Origin of the sequence: Congregibacter sp. (genome assembly GCF_045107095.1) — a bacterium.
Lineage (GTDB): Bacteria > Pseudomonadota > Gammaproteobacteria > Pseudomonadales > Halieaceae > Congregibacter.
Genome location: NZ_JBGCFU010000036.1, coordinates 1 through 15,888 on the forward strand (window position 1 = coordinate 1; position 15,888 = coordinate 15,888).

General features: G+C 54.9%; 13 protein-coding genes and 1 rRNA gene. 10 read left to right on the forward strand and 4 right to left on the reverse strand.

What is annotated here, in order from left to right; translation table 11 throughout:
• Positions 1 to 18: 18 nt before the first annotated feature.
• Together rrf and AB8B76_RS06590 are read left to right on the forward strand one after the other, a co-directional pair.
• Positions 19 to 134: ribosomal RNA gene (rrf, locus tag AB8B76_RS06585) — 5S ribosomal RNA — on the forward strand.
• Between the two features lie 153 nt (positions 135 to 287).
• Positions 288 to 2,177 (forward strand): hypothetical protein, encoded by a 1,890-nt coding sequence (locus tag AB8B76_RS06590; protein WP_405271222.1) that lies wholly within the window; start codon positions 288 to 290, stop codon positions 2,175 to 2,177.
• Positions 2,178 to 2,270: 93 nt separating this feature from the next.
• Here AB8B76_RS06590 and AB8B76_RS06595 read toward each other — a convergent pair whose 3' ends face one another.
• The gene (locus AB8B76_RS06595; protein ID WP_405271223.1) at positions 2,271 to 3,137 is read right to left on the reverse strand and encodes a prolyl hydroxylase family protein; all 867 of its coding nucleotides are present in this window, start codon (positions 3,135 to 3,137) and stop codon (positions 2,271 to 2,273) included.
• Between the two features lie 975 nt (positions 3,138 to 4,112).
• On the opposite strand from AB8B76_RS06595, the gene AB8B76_RS06600 reads away from it, so the two are divergent.
• Positions 4,113 to 5,252, forward strand: coding sequence for an HDOD domain-containing protein (locus AB8B76_RS06600; RefSeq protein ID WP_405271224.1), 1,140 nt, complete (start codon positions 4,113 to 4,115; stop codon positions 5,250 to 5,252).
• Here AB8B76_RS06600 and sfsA read toward each other — a convergent pair.
• Positions 5,242 to 6,081: a DNA/RNA nuclease SfsA gene (sfsA, locus tag AB8B76_RS06605; protein WP_405271225.1), complete on the reverse strand. Its 840-nt coding sequence runs from the start codon at positions 6,079 to 6,081 to the stop codon at positions 5,242 to 5,244. The genes AB8B76_RS06600 and sfsA overlap by 11 nt on opposite strands.
• A gap of 120 nt (positions 6,082 to 6,201) precedes the next feature.
• On the opposite strand from sfsA, the gene AB8B76_RS06610 reads away from it, so the two are divergent.
• Entirely contained in the window at positions 6,202 to 6,582 is a 381-nt protein-coding gene (locus tag AB8B76_RS06610) for a rhodanese-like domain-containing protein (RefSeq protein WP_405271226.1), read from the forward strand.
• 49 nt (positions 6,583 to 6,631) lie between these two features.
• Here the strand turns inward: AB8B76_RS06610 and bchJ are convergent, their stop codons facing one another.
• The gene (gene bchJ / locus AB8B76_RS06615; RefSeq protein ID WP_405271227.1) at positions 6,632 to 7,237 is read right to left on the reverse strand and encodes a bacteriochlorophyll 4-vinyl reductase; all 606 of its coding nucleotides are present in this window, start codon (positions 7,235 to 7,237) and stop codon (positions 6,632 to 6,634) included.
• A gap of 203 nt (positions 7,238 to 7,440) precedes the next feature.
• Here bchJ and AB8B76_RS06620 point away from each other — a divergent pair, with 203 nt between their 5' ends.
• The 6 genes from AB8B76_RS06620 to AB8B76_RS06645 all read left to right on the forward strand — a co-directional run bounded on the left by AB8B76_RS06620 (position 7,441) and on the right by AB8B76_RS06645 (position 14,860).
• Positions 7,441 to 8,313 (forward strand): alpha/beta fold hydrolase, encoded by an 873-nt coding sequence (locus AB8B76_RS06620; protein ID WP_405271228.1) that lies wholly within the window; start codon positions 7,441 to 7,443, stop codon positions 8,311 to 8,313.
• A 113-nt stretch (positions 8,314 to 8,426) separates the two neighbouring features.
• Positions 8,427 to 9,446, forward strand: coding sequence for a magnesium chelatase ATPase subunit I (gene bchI, locus AB8B76_RS06625; RefSeq protein WP_405271229.1), 1,020 nt, complete (start codon positions 8,427 to 8,429; stop codon positions 9,444 to 9,446).
• 2 nt (positions 9,447 to 9,448) lie between these two features.
• Complete coding sequence (locus AB8B76_RS06630; RefSeq protein WP_405271230.1) at positions 9,449 to 11,275, forward strand: magnesium chelatase subunit D; 1,827 nt, start codon at positions 9,449 to 9,451, stop codon at positions 11,273 to 11,275.
• A gap of 4 nt (positions 11,276 to 11,279) precedes the next feature.
• The gene (gene bchO, locus AB8B76_RS06635) at positions 11,280 to 12,140 is read left to right on the forward strand and encodes an alpha/beta fold hydrolase BchO (RefSeq protein ID WP_405271231.1); all 861 of its coding nucleotides are present in this window, start codon (positions 11,280 to 11,282) and stop codon (positions 12,138 to 12,140) included.
• An 85-nt stretch (positions 12,141 to 12,225) separates the two neighbouring features.
• Positions 12,226 to 13,752: a phytoene desaturase gene (locus AB8B76_RS06640; protein ID WP_405271232.1), complete on the forward strand. Its 1,527-nt coding sequence runs from the start codon at positions 12,226 to 12,228 to the stop codon at positions 13,750 to 13,752.
• Entirely contained in the window at positions 13,733 to 14,860 is a 1,128-nt protein-coding gene (locus AB8B76_RS06645) for a phytoene/squalene synthase family protein (protein ID WP_405271233.1), read from the forward strand. Before AB8B76_RS06640 ends, AB8B76_RS06645 begins: the two co-directional genes overlap by 20 nt.
• Here AB8B76_RS06645 and AB8B76_RS06650 read toward each other — a convergent pair.
• Entirely contained in the window at positions 14,838 to 15,860 is a 1,023-nt protein-coding gene (locus AB8B76_RS06650; RefSeq protein WP_405271234.1) for a carotenoid 1,2-hydratase, read from the reverse strand. The genes AB8B76_RS06645 and AB8B76_RS06650 overlap by 23 nt on opposite strands.
• Between the last annotated feature and the right edge of the window lie 28 nt (positions 15,861 to 15,888).

Here is a 15,888-nt window from a genome sequence, read left to right on the forward strand (position 1 = left end):
CCCCAACATGCCAGTTTGCCTGGCGACCATAGAGCATTGGAACCACCTGACCCCATCCCGAACTCAGCAGTGAAACGATGCATCGCCGATGGTAGTGTGGGGTTTCCCCATGTGAGAGTAGGTCATCGCCAGGCGCCAAAATAGAAAACCCCAACCGAATAATCGGTTGGGGTTTTTTATTGCGTGGGTGCCGCTATTACACAAGCGTCTTAAGCGTGGTAGCCTGCTCTCACATTATTCAGGTCAATCAAGTGCCCGGCTTTTACTCTAAGCTAAAACAGCGAAATGTGTTTCGAGTCGCCGGTGTGTACGCGGTCGTTGGCTGGTTGCTAGCGCAGATTGCCTCCACACTGGAGTCATCGCTATCCCTACCGGCTTGGTTTGATAGTCTCGTTGTTTCTCTTCTGTTATTGGGTTTCCCGGTTGCCCTGATTTTCGCATGGGCGTTTGAGTTGACCCCAGAAGGGATTCGCCGATCCGAAGACGATCCCCTAAGCGAGAGCAACGCGGCAAAGTCCGGTGGTTTTGTAGACGCCCTAATCGTCTGCGGCCTAATCTGCGTTGCTGGGGTGATGGTCTGGTCCTGGTGGCGAGTTCCTACGCTTTCTCCCGACGATGCGGTCTTAAGCTTTGAAGAAGCTATTGTTGATATTGCGGCGGAAGCGCGCGGCGAGCTTTCAGCGCAGTCTATCGCGGTTCTCCCCTTTGCCGATATGAGCGCCACCGGCGACCAGGAGTATTTCTCTGACGGTATTGCGGAAGAGATACTCAATGCCCTGGTACGAGTGCCGGAGCTAAAGGTCAGTGGTCGTACTTCATCCTTCGCGTTTAAAGGACGAAACATCGATCTCAGGGAAATTGCTGCAGCGCTTGGTGTGGCGACGGTTCTCGAGGGGTCCGTACGCAAGCAGGGCGATAGAGTGCGCATAACGGCTCAGCTCATCCGCGCGGAGGATGGGTTCCACCTGTGGTCAGAGGTCTACGACGGCACGCTAGAGGACGTCTTTGACTTGCAAGATCGGATCGCCAACCAGATCGCTCAAGAATTGAAGCCTTTGTTCTCACTCCAAGACGGTGCGCGCCTTGCGCCACGCCTAACGGAAAGTACAGAGGCCTATGACCTATACCTGCAAGGCACGGCGAGGCTGTGGAAATTCTGGGGCCGGGAAAATCTCACGGAGGCCGTCGCATTACTAGAACAGGCAGTAGCTCTAGATCCTCAATTTGTTGACGCAAAAACAGCGCTGGCCGGCGCCTACTACACGTTCCCAATTTACGTACCCGTAGAAGACGACTTCGTCTACATTCGTAAGTCCGAATCTGTGGTTGAAGAGGTTCTAAAGACCCATCCAAACCGCGCCGCTGCTATTAGTCTCCAAGCGTCCCATGCGTTGGTACGCGGAAAGTTTCTAAAGGGGCGTCGACTGCGGGAAAAGTCTCACAAGTTAAGCACTTCTGGAGGATCGGACATAGGCGAGTGGTCTGATGCGCAGGGTGCATTTTTAATGGCATTCATTCATGCAATGTATGGGCAAACTCGCGCGTCCATCCCCTACTTTGAACGCTCGGTTGCCCTTGATCCCGCAGTGGGACAAACACTTCTCAATTTTGGCATTGCGGTAGCCGCCATGGGAGATTTACCCGAAGCGGAGCGGATGTTTCGTCGCGCTGAGGCAATGGGATTCGCGGGCGCAGCAGGCGGCGTAGCTCGCATGATGAGCCTACAAGGCAGACAGGAAGACGCGGTTGCATACTACGTGCAAGCGCAGGAGCGCGTACAAGCGTATATCGGCTACCCCATCTCTAAAGCGGAATGGATTATTTTTTCTAAGGCGATGTACGCTGGCGATCCGGTGGCTGTTCGTTTTTTACGCAAGTTCTTGATAGACGTGTTGGACGCGCCCAAGCCCCGTGGCAGTACGCCTTTACTCGAGGGGCTCCGCATTATCGGCGAGGCGGAACTTTTTATGCAGGCCTTTGAGGAACTACCCTACGCCAATCGCGGTTTCATGTTGATGCAGGTTTGGAATAGTGACGAGCAATCTCGAAAGATAAGAACGCACCCGGAGTTCTCTGACTGGGCCCAGCGCATTGGCCTCACAGCGGTTTGGAAAGAGTACGGATTACCTGACCTGTGCCGCTGGGGGGAGAGCGCAGACACCGTGGTTTGTGAATAAGTTCGGTGAAGCCAGGTGCTCACACTTGTAAGCTAAATTGTGGCGCTTATATATTCATGGGCCTTTGTATTGCAGGTTTTTGTGTTTTAAGGCTTAAGTCGTAAAAGGCTGGCCTGTTCCTTGGTCCCTGAACCATTTGGTAATGATGAACTTCGATCCAGCCTCTACCGGTAGGCCTGCATGGACGGTGTTGGGATTGGGATCTCCGTTGCGGAGTAGGTTGTTCCAGCAAATAGCGGTCCCTGTCTCGGGCAAGATAGTCTTATTCACGTTAAGGAAGTGCGTGCCGCCACCCGCTTCGGGTTGGTTCAGGTAAATCATAAACGTCCAGGTTCGCTGCCCGCCAGTTTTTACAAACCGCTCGTACTCTGGTGTGCCCGGTACAAAGTAATCCGGATGCGGCTTGTATTGCTGTCCGGGTTCATACCACTGCCCCTGAGTCACTTCGGCCCAGCTGTTGCTTAGTCCGATGGCGTTTGCGATGGCAGTATTTACGCCTGCTACAAATGGATGCTCGTGAACTCTTAGGCTGCAGGTACTACTGGAGCGCATAGCTGACTGTTGATCATAGCTATCGATTTTCGAGGGGTGTGCATCGCCCTTAATGGCGTCGATCAGTTGCTCGCATTGGCGCGCATTCAGAAAATTCCGTATGGCGTATAGCTGCAGCTTGTCCTCCGACACTATAGTGACTTTGTCTCCACTGGCCTCGCGGACGAGCTTGGGCTCGGCCAGGGCCTGGTAATCAACGTAAACGTTGTTACCTTGTAGGCCGCTTTGCGCTGCCGTTGGTTTAAGTGAGTTTTTGTAATCGGCCTTTGAAGCTGCTTTTTTTAACGCATACTTAACATCTTTAGCGGCGAACCCTTGTTCTTCAAGAGCGCGACGGGTTTCTTCAACAGTCGCTCCGCCTTTCAGGTTGGAGCGGGTCCATTTCACCCTCTCTTCGCTGATTGCCATAGTAAGCCTCTTGAGATACTAACCGTGGGCCGCAAGTCAGTCGGTCCGACGCACGGTGGATCAAGAGTCTATGCACGAGACTTACAGCGGTCAACTCGAGTCCACTCAAGACAATACGCGTCGCGAACACTACAGACTAACTCAGTGAGTACAGCTCGTCTCTAGAAGCGCAGACCAGACTGTCCGTAACAACTTCCACGGATCCATAACCTCTCATGAAGATGGTTTTATGGATGCTTCTGGTTTCGAATTGTAAACAAGGGGTCTGAGAGGCGGTGCAACCAGACAGGGAACTAAATAGCATTAAAGCGCTAAAGCTTACACTGCAACATTTAACTCGATACTCCAACGTGCGCGACATACCTTTACTCCAATAAGCAAAAAGGCCAGCTTCACTAGACTGGTCCGGTTACCTCTTTGTGCTTATTGCTGTAAGGCGGTGTCGAACGAGCCGAGCTATGCCTGAGTCGTTCGCAGTGTGTACCTCGCAAGTTACGCGCCAAATCCACAAAAGAATCCATTGTAGGTATTTGCTTAAAGCGCTTCGTGACTAAGCGAGATTTCTATTTCCCCTTTGTAGGATCTGATATGACAGTGTTTCCCGCCTTAATAGGTGGATTTCTGGGGTTGAGAGCTTGGCTCTATCCCTTAAGGCCCTCTTGATTCGCGACACCCTCGGAGATCGTGCAGGGTCTTCACGGATTCTAAGCTTCCACAATTATGCGCCATCAAAATGCGGCGCTTTCGGGGTATGCCAAATAGTGGTGCGAGTGGCTTTAGGGATAAATAGTGCGATACGGACGCAGCCGAGGTTAATTCCATGCATGGGTAACGATTTTCTGACTTAGTACCCACACAAGTAATGCTATGCTCGAACTCATGACATCTGAGCTCCTTAACTGTTAGGGCGTCAAAAAAACCTTCAAAGGGACTGGCACAGAGCCATGGAAAATCGAATAGCAGGAGGCAGGCACTATGGGGTTTGATGCACTTTGGATGGTTTTGATCGGGGTGGTCGCTGCTGTTATCTGGTTGTTGCTCCGCAAGCCTAAAAATAAAGCCCGCCCGTCACGTCGCGCAGAGAAGCCAGTCAGCCGGCCCAGCACCAAGGGTGCGGAGTCAGCGGAGTTACCTGTTTTTGAGCCCGCTGGACCAACGATCGCCGATGCGCCTGAAAGAGCCTTGCCCGAAGAGCTGAAAAGCTTTCATTTAATTATGCAAGCCGAGTTGTCGTCGGAGGTTTTGGCGGGTATTGAATCTATCTGCGAGCGCATGCCGGAGCCTCATCCTGTGCAGCGTCAGTTAGCCTCGGGATTGGATACGCCAGATGACCTTATGGACGCTGTAGCATCCGATGCTGGTTTGACCGCAAGCATTCTACGAACGGTAAATTCCGCAGCGTTTTCTCTCGCTTCACCAATTACCAGCGTACAGCATGCAATTACCTACCTCGGAGTAAGTGTCGTGAAGGGACTGGTGGCGCAAGCTGCAGTCGCCGAACAACTTGATGAGGGGGATCCAGCGCAGCAAGCTGCGCTGCTTCGGATATGGAAGTCTGCCTGCACAGCTAGTGCTTTGGCGCAGATGTTGGCCCAGGAATTGGGTTTGGAAAGGCCTTCAGTTCTCGCGACGAAAGCCTTGTTTTTCAATTTGGGAGACGTGGCTTTGGTGACTTGCCTAGAGGGTCTCCCCGAGTCCTACATCGAGGGCGTCAGTATTGTTGAGCGGGTGACGGCGCAGCAAAATGCATGCTCAGCCAACACGGCGATTGTGGGAGCTGCGTTAGCTCGATTATGGCGTTTACCTGAGGATATTGCTGAAGCTATCGATTCTGGTTTTATTCCTCTGGTGACGCCTGCGTCTGCGCATCCTATGCAGGGCGTAAAGCAACAGGAGAACGTTATTATGTATCTCGCCGGGCGAATAGGGGATCGGGTGACCTATCGCGGGCTACGTGACATAGCTGAGCTCAATGTCACTGACTCTGACGAGCCGGGCCTTTTCTATCTTGCGGACCACCTCGAGTCTGCTGGTCTTGGTCGTGTGCCAGCGCTTTTGCAGGAGCCGGCGTTTAGACGGAAGGTGAATCGCGTTCTTGCGGCACTCAATGCCTAGGTGTTTGTTGGCTTAATTTTGCCTTGCCCGCTTTTCCGCGGCGTAACCATCCGGAGCTATCACTGAGTGCTTCGCGAAAGGGGGCTATCTCTTCAGGCGAGTATGCTTTGAAACTTACTGGCAGCGTGCCCAGGTATCTAAAGCCTTCTACGCCAACATCAAAATGTAAGGCGGCAAACCGAACTCCAGCTCTGTGTGCGTCCCGCGCTGCCCTGGCAAAAACAGGGTCGTGCAGTGAGCTGGGTCTAACGAAGGCGCCATCTCTGCGTTGTACAACGAAGAGAACACTCGCTTTTTCACCGGCATCGACTTTCTTTACCAGCTCTTCCAGGTGTCCCGAAGCTCGTTTACTCACTGAATCCGGAAAGTAGGCGCCGCCGTCTGGATACACCAGATGGCAGTTTTTGACTTCTATCCAGTGTCTGGAGTGCTTGCCTTCCAGTAAGAGGTCGATTCTTGAGCGTTCTCCATAGGCCACTTCGCGGGACATCTTGCTATAACGTTTCATGCCCTGTACCCGCTTGGATCCAACAACAGCCTCTGCAAGCCGGTTGGGGAGCATGGTGTTGACCCCGATGATCACATCGTCGATTTCCAACAGCTCAAGCGTGTAGCGAAGCTTTCGCGGGCTATCGTCGGGAACCTTGCTTACCCACGCACGACTACCCGGTCGAATCAGTCCTTCCATCCGGCCAGTGTTAACGCAGTGCGCGTCTACCTCAATGTCTCCAATGGAAACAGTGGCGATAAAGCGATCGTAGCGGGCCAGGAAAGTGCCTTCGATCAGTGGTTTTGGGTGAGGAATGAGCACGGTGGAGAAGAGTAACACTGACCTGGGTCAAACTTAGGTGGTTTTGTTCCGCGAATCTACCTCAGGTAGCAGCAAAGCTGCTGTCTGAGAATTGCCGTCGCGCTACACTGTTTACAGTCAGGCATTCAGGAGTAAAGCATGAAGTCAGCGCAGGAATTGGTTGCAGCAGCGAAATCAGAAATCGTCGAGGTTTCACTGGACGAGGCAGAGGCGGCAGTATTGGCGGCCGATGTATTAATCGACGTCCGCGAGGGGAATGAGTTTCGCGACGGACATATTGGTGGCGCTATGAGCATTCCCAGAGGCTTATTGGAATTCATCCTTTCGACCGACGAGGCTCTGCAGGATCGCTCCCGAGATATTGTTGTCTATTGTAAAAGCAGTGGACGGGCAGCGCTTGCGGCCAAAACAATGCAGGAAATGGGCTATCTGCACGTGCGCTCCATCGCTGGGGGTTTTGACGCCTGGCAGGATTCTGGCAAGCCTGTGGCGCATCCACCAAAGCCAGATTTTGACTGAGTAGGCATTCGCGGGAGGACGGTTCTCCAAGGCTAACGAGCTCAGGTCGTCAGCGAATTTCGAATATGCAGCTGTCAGCCCCGGTGGCGCAGCATTGTGTTTCGATGCAGCGAAGGTTTGAATCCACGATTGTACTGAACAAACGCTGAAACACGGCGCTATGCCAATGGCATAGGGGGACTGTGGAGTGTTCGCCGCGCACCACAGGGTTGTCTTTAAGAGCAAACACCAAAGGGTCCTTCGAGCGAACACTGAACGTGCCTGAGCCGGCGAAGGTCCAGGCGTGTTTTTTTATAACACTTGCCAGTAATGGAGCCGAAAGCCAAGGTGGTAAGTTAAGCATTACCTGCAGAGCCGCAGCGGGGATTCTCTGCTCCATGATGTACTCGGCTGTGCGTTCCCCCGCTCGCTTTGTGAGTGCCGGGGCGAGTGTGGGATGACTAGCTCGAATCGCTTGGTGGAGTGCGGCAGCCGGTGTTTCGGCCATCATGCCCTCATGTTTCGGTAGCTCAGAAAGCCCCGTCGATAGCACCAGACGGTTGCGTTCAGTCTCTCCAAGCACGTCATCCAGTAAAGGAACGAGCTTTAAAACGCTGTTGGCGCCTATGCGTGCCAGGCCATCATTAGGCGGCGGGATCGCTACGGGAGCGTTCACGGTTGAGGAACCTGGGTGCTCAAAGCTTGCATCATTTGCTCACGGCGCAGCGGCTCTTGGATTTATTCGACGATCGATTGTCGGATAAAGGAGCGCGCTGAGCTATATTGTCCAATTTATGTCACACTCTAAGTGTTAACTAAAACTGACATATGTCAAGGGCTGCGTGGGCCTGCTGACAGCGTCAAGTAAGGGAATCTCGTATGAAAGTAGAGCCATTAGCTGCGGCTATAGTGGCTGAGGAGTGTGTTTGGAGCTTATCGGATGCCCAAACTGTGCTTTGTTACCGCCGCGATGGCGCTGGACGCCCGTTGCTTTTGCTACACAGCATGAATGCCGCCGCGAGCGCCTACGAGGTAAAGCCTTTCTTTGACGACATGACGCTCGAGGTTCCTCTGTATGCTCCGGACCTCCCTGGATTTGGCCGGTCTGAACGCCGGGACTGCGTCTATAGTCCCGAGTTCTACGCCGGCGTAGTTATCGACATCGTCAAAGCCATGGATCTAGGCCCGGTGGATGTGCTCGCCTTATCAACAACGTCTGAGTTCGTAGCGCGGGCAGCTCTTGAGGCTCCAGAGTTATTTCATAGCCTAACTTTGGTTTCGCCGACCGGTTTTATGCGGCGGCGGTCGTCACGTTCGAGCGCAGCAGAGCGTGTGCATGGGGTGTTGCGTCTTCCTTTTCTAGGGGCGGGGTTGTTTCGAATTTTGCGGACGAAGCCGAGTATTCGTTTCTTTTTGGATAAGGCATTTGCCGGCGGCGCACCAGAGGCGATGGTGGATTATGCCTGTGCTAGCGCAGCTCAGCCCGGTGCGTCTTACGCGCCGTTTTACTTCTTGTCGACCCAGTTTTTTGCCCCTGATGCTGTTGGAGAGCTGTACGAGCCGCTGCAGCAGCCGGTATTAGTGCTCTATGACAAGGATCCCAATATCGGTTTTGATTACCTCGATAAGGTTGCTCTTGGGCGTGACAATTGGCGCTTACACAGGATTCCCAACACTCTGGGTTTGCCTCACTTTGAGGAGCCGGAGTTAACGCAGGCAGCGTTAGTGAGTTTTCTGGAAAACTCGGGTTAGTGGCACTTGGCGCCCACCAACGGCATCCATTTTGTAAATCTATCGTGTAAGCTTCGGCTTACATAGGCATCGCAATTTTTGATGTCTTCCGTGAATTAGCTGGATAAATAACTATGGCGAAAGCCTTTCCGTTTACGGCCATTGTCGGCCAGGACGAAATGAAAACTGCTCTGCTGGTTGCTGCAGTGGATCCTTCAATCGGTGGCGTTCTGGTGTTTGGAGATCGCGGCACGGGAAAATCCACGGCGATTCGTGCGCTTGCTGCGCTGATGCCAAAAATCCCAATGGTTGAGGGCTGCCCATTTAACTGTGATCCCGATGTTAAGCCAGCGGGTTTGTGCGCGCGGTGTGAAAAGGGTTCCGACAATTTGAAGTCTCGAGCATCGCCCATACCCGTTGTGGATTTGCCGCTGGGGGCGACGGAGGATCGGGTAATTGGGGCCCTGGATCTTGAGAGAGCCCTGCACGATGGTGAAAAAGCGTTTGAGGCCGGTTTGCTAGCGCGAGCGCATAGAGGTTTTCTCTACATCGATGAAGTGAACCTTCTGGAAGATCATATTGTTGATTCTCTTTTGGACGTTGCGGCTAGTGGTGAAAACGTTGTGGAGCGCGAGGGATTAAGCGTTCGCCATCCCGCGCGTTTTGTTCTGGTGGGTAGCGGTAACCCCGAAGAGGGCGAGTTGCGTCCTCAGCTTTTAGATCGATTTGGTATGTCAGTGGAGGTTAAGACACCACAGGATGTAGCTTCGCGGGTCGCAATTGTAAAGCAGCGCGACGCTTTTGAGCGTGACCCCGAGGGCTTTACCAAGCAGCAGCAGCGCAAAGAAGGCCGAGTCCGGCGACAGTTGCAAAAGGCTCGGGAGTCTCTTGATTCTGTTGAGGTTGCGGACGATGTGCTCGAGGCAGCGGCGACGCTCTGTATGTCTTTGGGGACCGACGGATTGCGAGGCGAGCTAACTCTCGTGCGAACAGCTCGGGCGCAGGCGGCACTAGCGGGGCGTGAAGTTGCCACCCTTGCAGACATGCGGGCGCTTGCACCCTCTGTGCTAAGACATCGCTTGCGGCGGGATCCTCTGGATGAGTCTGGCTCTACGGCGCGAATCGACAAGGCACTGTTGGCACTCTTCGATTGATTATGACGGCCACCGATGAGCAGCTTGCGCGCTGGGAGGATGCCGCGCTGGCTGCGGCTTGCCTCGCTGTGGGTGGGCATGCCGTAGGTGGTATTCGCCTAAAGGGTCGTCCTGGTCCTGTTCGAGACTTCTGGTTGGAGCAATGTCAGGCGCTTCTGCCTGTGGAGACTCCCTGGAGAAAGATACCTCTGCATTGCAGCGAGTCGCGATTGCTCGGAGGCCTGGATTTGGCGGCAACCTTACGCAAAGGTTCCCCAGTAGCGGGGCGTGGCTTGTTAGTAGAGAGCAGTGGCGGCATCGTTTTGCTTGCGATGGCGGAGCGTGCTCCGACATCTGTTGTAGCCCCTCTCGCTGCACTTCTGGATGAACCGGTGCTTCGTCTTGAGCGCGAGGGAATCGCGGCGCAGCACGATTGCCGGCTTGCTCTTATAGCCTTGGATGAAGGTGTCGATGACGAGGCGCTGTCCGCCACCCTGATAGAACGTTTAGCACTCCAGATCGACCTTACTCCCCTGCCTGTTGGAGCAATCGACGACTTCAGATGGTCTCGTGAGGATATTGTAAAGGCGCAAGAGGCGCTTGCAGGGGTAGAGCTCGGTGATGAAGCGCTGCAGAGTATCTGTCAGGCTACGCTGGCGCTGGGTATTGATTCGCCTCGCGCGGCGGTTTTAGCAGCCAAGACAGCTCGAGTGCTATCGGCATTGGCCGGCGTACAACAGGTTTCTGAGGAGCAGCTGGAGCAGGTTTTAAGACTGGTACTACTGCCTTTGGCCACGCAGTTGCCGGCAAGTGATCAAGAGCAAATTGATGAAAGCCCTGAAGATTCTGAGCAAAGGGAGGAGTCTGCGTCCGAGTCTCCGGACGCTGCTCAATCAGAGCCAGAAGCTCCTCAGGATGATCGGCCGCCGGATGAAGATCCCTTCAACGAAGATCAATCGAATTCGAGTTTGGATCCGTTAACCGAGGATCGTTTGCTCGAGGCGGCGCAGGCATTGCTGCCGCCAGACCTGCTTGCAAATTTGCTCAGCGGTGCGATGGGTGCAAAGCGTAATGCGGCAAGTGGAAAATCCGGAGCGCGACAGCGGGCTAAGATGCGCGGGCGTCCCATGGGGAGTCTGCCAGGCGATCCTCGCAGTGGCGCAAGATTAGATGTGATGGCAACTCTGCGAACTGCCGCTCCCTGGCAGCGACTGCGCGGACCCGCGACGGGTGGTGCTCGACTGCGGGTGCAGGCCGAGGATTTTCGCATAGTGCGTTTTCGTCAGCGATCCCAGAGCGTTACAGTTTTCGTTGTTGACGCGTCGGGCTCATCTGCGCTTTATCGACTCGCTGAGGCTAAAGGAGCGGTAGAGCTATTGTTGGCCGATTGCTACGTGCGCCGAGATGAGGTCGCTCTTATCGCATTCCGTGGTGATGGCGCGGAGCTGCTTTTGCCGCCCACACGTTCTCTCGTTCGTGCAAAACGCAGTTTGTCGGCTTTGCCTGGCGGCGGGGGTACCCCCTTAGCTGCTGGTATTGATGCAACCGCAGAGTTGCTGGAGATGCTCGACCGAAGGGGTGCGACCCCAGCCTACGTCATGCTCACCGATGGGCGCGGCAATGTGTGTCGTGATGGCACCACGGGCCGGGAGCCGGCTTTGGCTGATGCTCTTATGGCTGCGCAGAGTCTGCGTCTTAACAGTGCTGCTGCTGGAATGGTCATCGATACTTCGCCGCGGCCTCATCGGTCTGCCGCTGAATTGGCGCAAAATTTGGGAGCACTGTACTTGCCGCTCCCTAATGCTGATGCGCAACAGTTGCAGTCGGTCGTTCGGCAGGTTGTGTCCTGACCCTATGGCGGGCTACGACTTACCGGCGTATTGGCCGGATGCGGAATATAGTCAGTTTGTCGATTCGACAGGCTTACGTTGGCATGTGCAGATCCGGGGGCAGGGCCCGGATTTGCTGTTGCTGCATGGAACGGGAGCCTCTTCTCATTCATGGGTGCCCATGGCGCGTTTGTTGTCGTCAGATTTTCGGGTTATCGCGCCAGATCTTCCGGGGCAGGGGTTTACGGAGTTAGCGCCCCCGCCCCAGTGTTCCCTCGCGGGTATGTCTCGGGCGATCGGGGGGTTGTTGAACGATCTTAACGCGAGTCCGCGAGTGATCGTCGGTCATTCCGCAGGCGCGGCGATTGCGGCGAGTTTGTGTCTGCGCGGTTCCTTTAACCCGCAGGCAATTGTTAGCATTAATGGAGCGATGTTGCCTTTTGGGCGCGCGGCCGCGCCGGTGTTCAGTAAGGCCGCTCAGCTGCTTGCGGCATCCCCTGTTTTTACTCAGTTGGTGGCGCTTCACGCTGTGCCACGTAAACCCGTGGAGCGTATGCTGCGCCAGACTGGGTCCAGTACACCCGAAGAGATGATTCGCTGTTACCGCGAGCTCCTGGGTAATCCTAGGCACGTGGCTGCCACGCTGCGCATGATGGCAAACTGGGATTTAGAGCAGCTTGAGGTGAATCTTGATCGACTCCATCCGTCACTCTCCTTGCTGGTCTGCGATAACGATTCTGTCGTTATGCCAGAGCAGGGCGAAGAATTGGTCCGTCGTGTGCCCGGGTCGGTGCTGCACCGCATCGAGGGTCTGGGGCATTTAGGGCATGAGGAGAACCCTGAGTGGTTTGCAGATCAGGTGCGGAGCGTTTTTCGACCTGAGTGACCGCGCGCGCAGCTTTGCGATTGTGCAAGGTTAAAACTTACTGCTATGCTGTAAACTAAATTAGACACTAGAAGTGTAATTTATTGTGAACAGTGTTGTGACTCCCGGTTCTGAGCTGCAAACAGGCTCCGCTCCCCACGCTATTGTTATCGGCAGTGGCTTTGGTGGCTTGGCTGCGGCTATTCGGCTGTCGGTGCGCGGGTATCGCGTGACGGTTCTCGAGAAGCTTGATGCTCCCGGGGGGAGGGCTTACGTATTCCGTCAGGACGGATTCACCTTTGATGCTGGCCCTACCATCATCACTGCGCCGTTCTTACTTGATGAGTTGTGGACGCTCTGCGGTAGAAAATTTAGTGATGATGTTGATCTCCGCGCGATGAAGCCATTTTTTCGTCTGCGTTTTGACGACGGAGATACCTTCGACTACACCGGTGACCCCGAGCAAATGCGAGCGGAGATTCGTCGCATTGCACCGGAAGATCTTGATGGCTACGAGCGGTTCCTGAAGGCTAGCGCCACGGCCTATCGGCTGGGCTACGAGCAGATGGGAGATATGCCATTTACCAAGATCACCGATATGCTCAAAGTCATACCGGAAATGTTAAAAATGCAGGGCCTACGCAGCCTGCACTCTTTGGTGCGGGCGCACGTAAAGAGTCCAAAGTTGCAAACCGTGTTGAGCTTCCACCCGCTACTCATTGGCGGCAATCCGTATTCTGTGACTGCGGTGTATGCGCTGATATCCCATCTTGAACAAAAGCATGGCGTGCATTCGGCAATGGGGGGTACGGGCGCATTGGTCGATGCAATGGTGTCGCTTATGCAGTCTCAGGGCGCAGTGCTTCGCTGCAATTCCGAGGTCGATGAAATTCTGGTCGAGAACGGAAAGGCCCAAGGTGTGCGCCTTGTGTCGGGCGAGGTGCTTCATGCAGACGTGGTTGTCTCGAACGCGGATGCTGCGTGGACTTATCGTCACCTGATCAAGTCTGAGCACCGCAAGCATTGGACCGACCGTAAAATTGAGCGCTCGAGCTTTTCCTCTGGCTTGTTCGTCTGGTACTTCGGCACGGATAAGCGTTACGAGGATGTTCCTCAGCACTCGGTTTTGCTGGGTCCAAGATACAAAGGTTTGCTGGACGATATTTTCAAAAAACAGCATCTCGCCGAAGACTTTAGTCTCTACTTGCATCGGCCTACGGAGCTTGACCCTAGTCTGGCGCCCGAGGGTTGTGACACGTTTTATGTGCTGGCGCCCGTACCGCATTTAGAGAGTGGTACTGACTGGGAGGCGCATGCCGAGCCCTTCCGACTGGCGATCCAAAAGCGTCTTGAGGAGACTGTGTTGCCGGGTTTCTCTGAGCACATAAAGACATCCTTGGTCATGACGCCGCTGGACTTTCAAAGTAGGCTGCTGGCGTTTAGAGGTTGTGCTTTCAGTTTTGAACCCAAGCTCACGCAAAGTGCCTGGTTCCGGCCGCACAATGTCAGCGAGGATGTAAAAGGCTTGTATCTAGTGGGGGCGGGTACGCATCCGGGTGCAGGTATCCCGGGGGTGATTACCTCTGCAAAGGTGCTTGATCAGGTGATACCTCATGCCCACAGTTATGCCTGATTCGTCTGCTGGAGTTGCGCCGGTCCCCTTGCGTTCACGTAAGGCGATTCCTCCGGACGCGCGTTCAGATACCGCTTACTGTCGAGCCATGATTCGCACGGGATCGAAGTCATTCTTTCTGGCCTCGCATTTACTTCCCCCAGCATTGCGCGGTGCAGTTTACGCTTTGTACGCATTCTGTCGTGAGGCTGATGACGCTATTGATGACGGTGCAGACCCTTTAGCCGAGCTGGCAATTTTTAGAAAGCGCTTGGGCGCGGTATACGGGGAAGAGATTCCCGGAAATGTGGTGGACCGAGCGCTTGCTCGCGTTGTCCGCGATCATGCGTTGCCGAGGGAGTTGCTCGAGGCGCTTCTACAGGGCTTTGCTTGGGATGTGCAGTCGCGGGCTTACAAGGATCTTGGTGGTGTTTACGGCTACGGCGTCCGCGTTGCAGGTTCCGTTGGCGTGATGATGGCGTTACTGATGGGCGTTCGAGATCCGGGTATGTTAGCGCGCGCTGCGGACTTAGGTGTGGCGATGCAGCTGACAAACATTGCTCGGGATGTGGGCGAGGATGCTAGAGCTGGGCGCGTATATCTGCCCATGCGTTGGCTTCGAGAAGTTGGCCTCAGCCCACAGGGTCTTGTCGATAAGCCGCAGCATTCGCCGGAGCTTGCTTCGGTGGTTGCTCGGTTGCTGAGCGCGGCAGAGTGTTTGTATGCGCGAGCCGATAGCGGAATCGCGGGCTTGCCGGCCAGGTGCAGGCCAGGTATCTATGCTGCAAGAAAGCTCTACGCGGGTATTGGTCATGAGTTGCTCCGCCGAGGCGGTGATAGTGTCTCTCGGCGTACCGTGTTGCCCAATCATCGTAAGCTCCTGCTCACCTTAAGCTCTCTGGTTCCGCCGCGGGTCAATCTCGCGCATCTCAATGCCGACCCTTTGCCGCAGGTGCGCTACCTCATTCGCGCAGTAGACAGCTTGCCTACGCCGGAGGCTGGGGCGCAGCCGCCTCTGGGTTTTGCCGGTGATATCGACTGGGTCATGAATGTTTTTGCGGAGCTGGAAAAGCGCGATAGAGAAGTGCACTCCTCTGAGTCTGGTTTTAGGTCAAGCGCGGCATCCTGAAGGGAAGTAGTGTTTGTACCCAGCGCTTTTCAAAGCGTGTCATCGATAAGCTTTCGTGGATCCCGGCGCCTGCTTCGCCGCCAAAGTTTGCCTCTATGAGCGAGCGTGCGTAGAAGGGCGTATCTTCAAGAGTTTGTAGTCGTGTTGGTGTGGCCTCTGCGCTTGGCATACGCCTGTCCACCCTCCATACACTCGTTCGCGGCAATGGGCTGGACTCTGCGGGATTCTCAAAGGCGAGTGATCCGTCCTTTTTAAAGTTCAACGCAAGCCGGTGCGGCTTTCGCTCTGCGTGGCGCGCCTCGTAGCGTACGGCGCAGTCGCCGTTAGATAGTCGTGCTCGCGTCCAGTCCCATCCAGAAAAACCGTCGGCTAATGGTTCTTCGCCGCGGTTGCTGTCGAGGTAGCCATCGCCAGACCAGTGAGTGTCCATGGACGGTAGGTCAACATCTACTCTGGCGATAGGTGCTATGGGGTTCCAGAAATGCCGTGCTTTGTCATCCAGTTGCAGGCTGTGAGAGGTTAGCGCTGCGGGTGTAATACGTATGTTGCCCTGCATGCGTTGGGCGAAGGGCGTGCATCGTTCATCAATCTGTGCGAGAAAGCTCTCTCCGTCCCAGTCGATTCTACTGGGTCCCAGTCGGTAGCTGTTTGAGTCTCGCTCCAGCCTGTTCGAGCCGCGCTCCGTCATGCTCCAGCGCTTCTTTCCCGATGGTCCATAAAGAATGGTGTTAAACGCGCAGTGGTTTGCGGCGGCAACCGTGCCTTTCCTGCGCGCTGCAGCGTAGTAGGGCGAAAATACGCTACCGACGAAGATGATCATTGTTATGGCCTGCGTGCCGTCGTCGCTCAGTGCGTCGACGTACCACCATAGATAGCCGTTATCGTTTACCGGCTCCGCAAAGTTGATCCCGGGGGCTCGCTGGCTGTAGCCATCTGGCACGTCGCCTGTTGGCTTGCTCGTCCCCATGGTGCTGCTTTCATGTTTTGGCGAGACTGACATTCCTGCTTGTATTCCTCGACCGTCTAAT

Bases quoted from the DNA above. Each gene is read 5' to 3' on its own strand.
- AB8B76_RS06610 (WP_405271226.1), top strand. From the start codon at position 6,202: ATGAAGTCAGCGCAGGAATTGGTTGCAGCAGCGAAATCAGAAATCGTC.
- bchI (WP_405271229.1), top strand. From the start codon at position 8,427: ATGGCGAAAGCCTTTCCGTTTACGGCCATTGTCGGCCAGGACGAAATG.
- AB8B76_RS06620 (WP_405271228.1), top strand. From the start codon at position 7,441: ATGAAAGTAGAGCCATTAGCTGCGGCTATAGTGGCTGAGGAGTGTGTT.
- AB8B76_RS06630 (WP_405271230.1), top strand. From the start codon at position 9,449: ATGACGGCCACCGATGAGCAGCTTGCGCGCTGGGAGGATGCCGCGCTG.
- bchO (WP_405271231.1), top strand. From the start codon at position 11,280: ATGGCGGGCTACGACTTACCGGCGTATTGGCCGGATGCGGAATATAGT.
- AB8B76_RS06650 (WP_405271234.1), bottom strand. From the start codon at position 15,860: ATGTCAGTCTCGCCAAAACATGAAAGCAGCACCATGGGGACGAGCAAG.
- AB8B76_RS06645 (WP_405271233.1), top strand. From the start codon at position 13,733: ATGCCCACAGTTATGCCTGATTCGTCTGCTGGAGTTGCGCCGGTCCCC.
- AB8B76_RS06595 (WP_405271223.1), bottom strand. From the start codon at position 3,137: ATGGCAATCAGCGAAGAGAGGGTGAAATGGACCCGCTCCAACCTGAAA.
- AB8B76_RS06600 (WP_405271224.1), top strand. From the start codon at position 4,113: ATGGGGTTTGATGCACTTTGGATGGTTTTGATCGGGGTGGTCGCTGCT.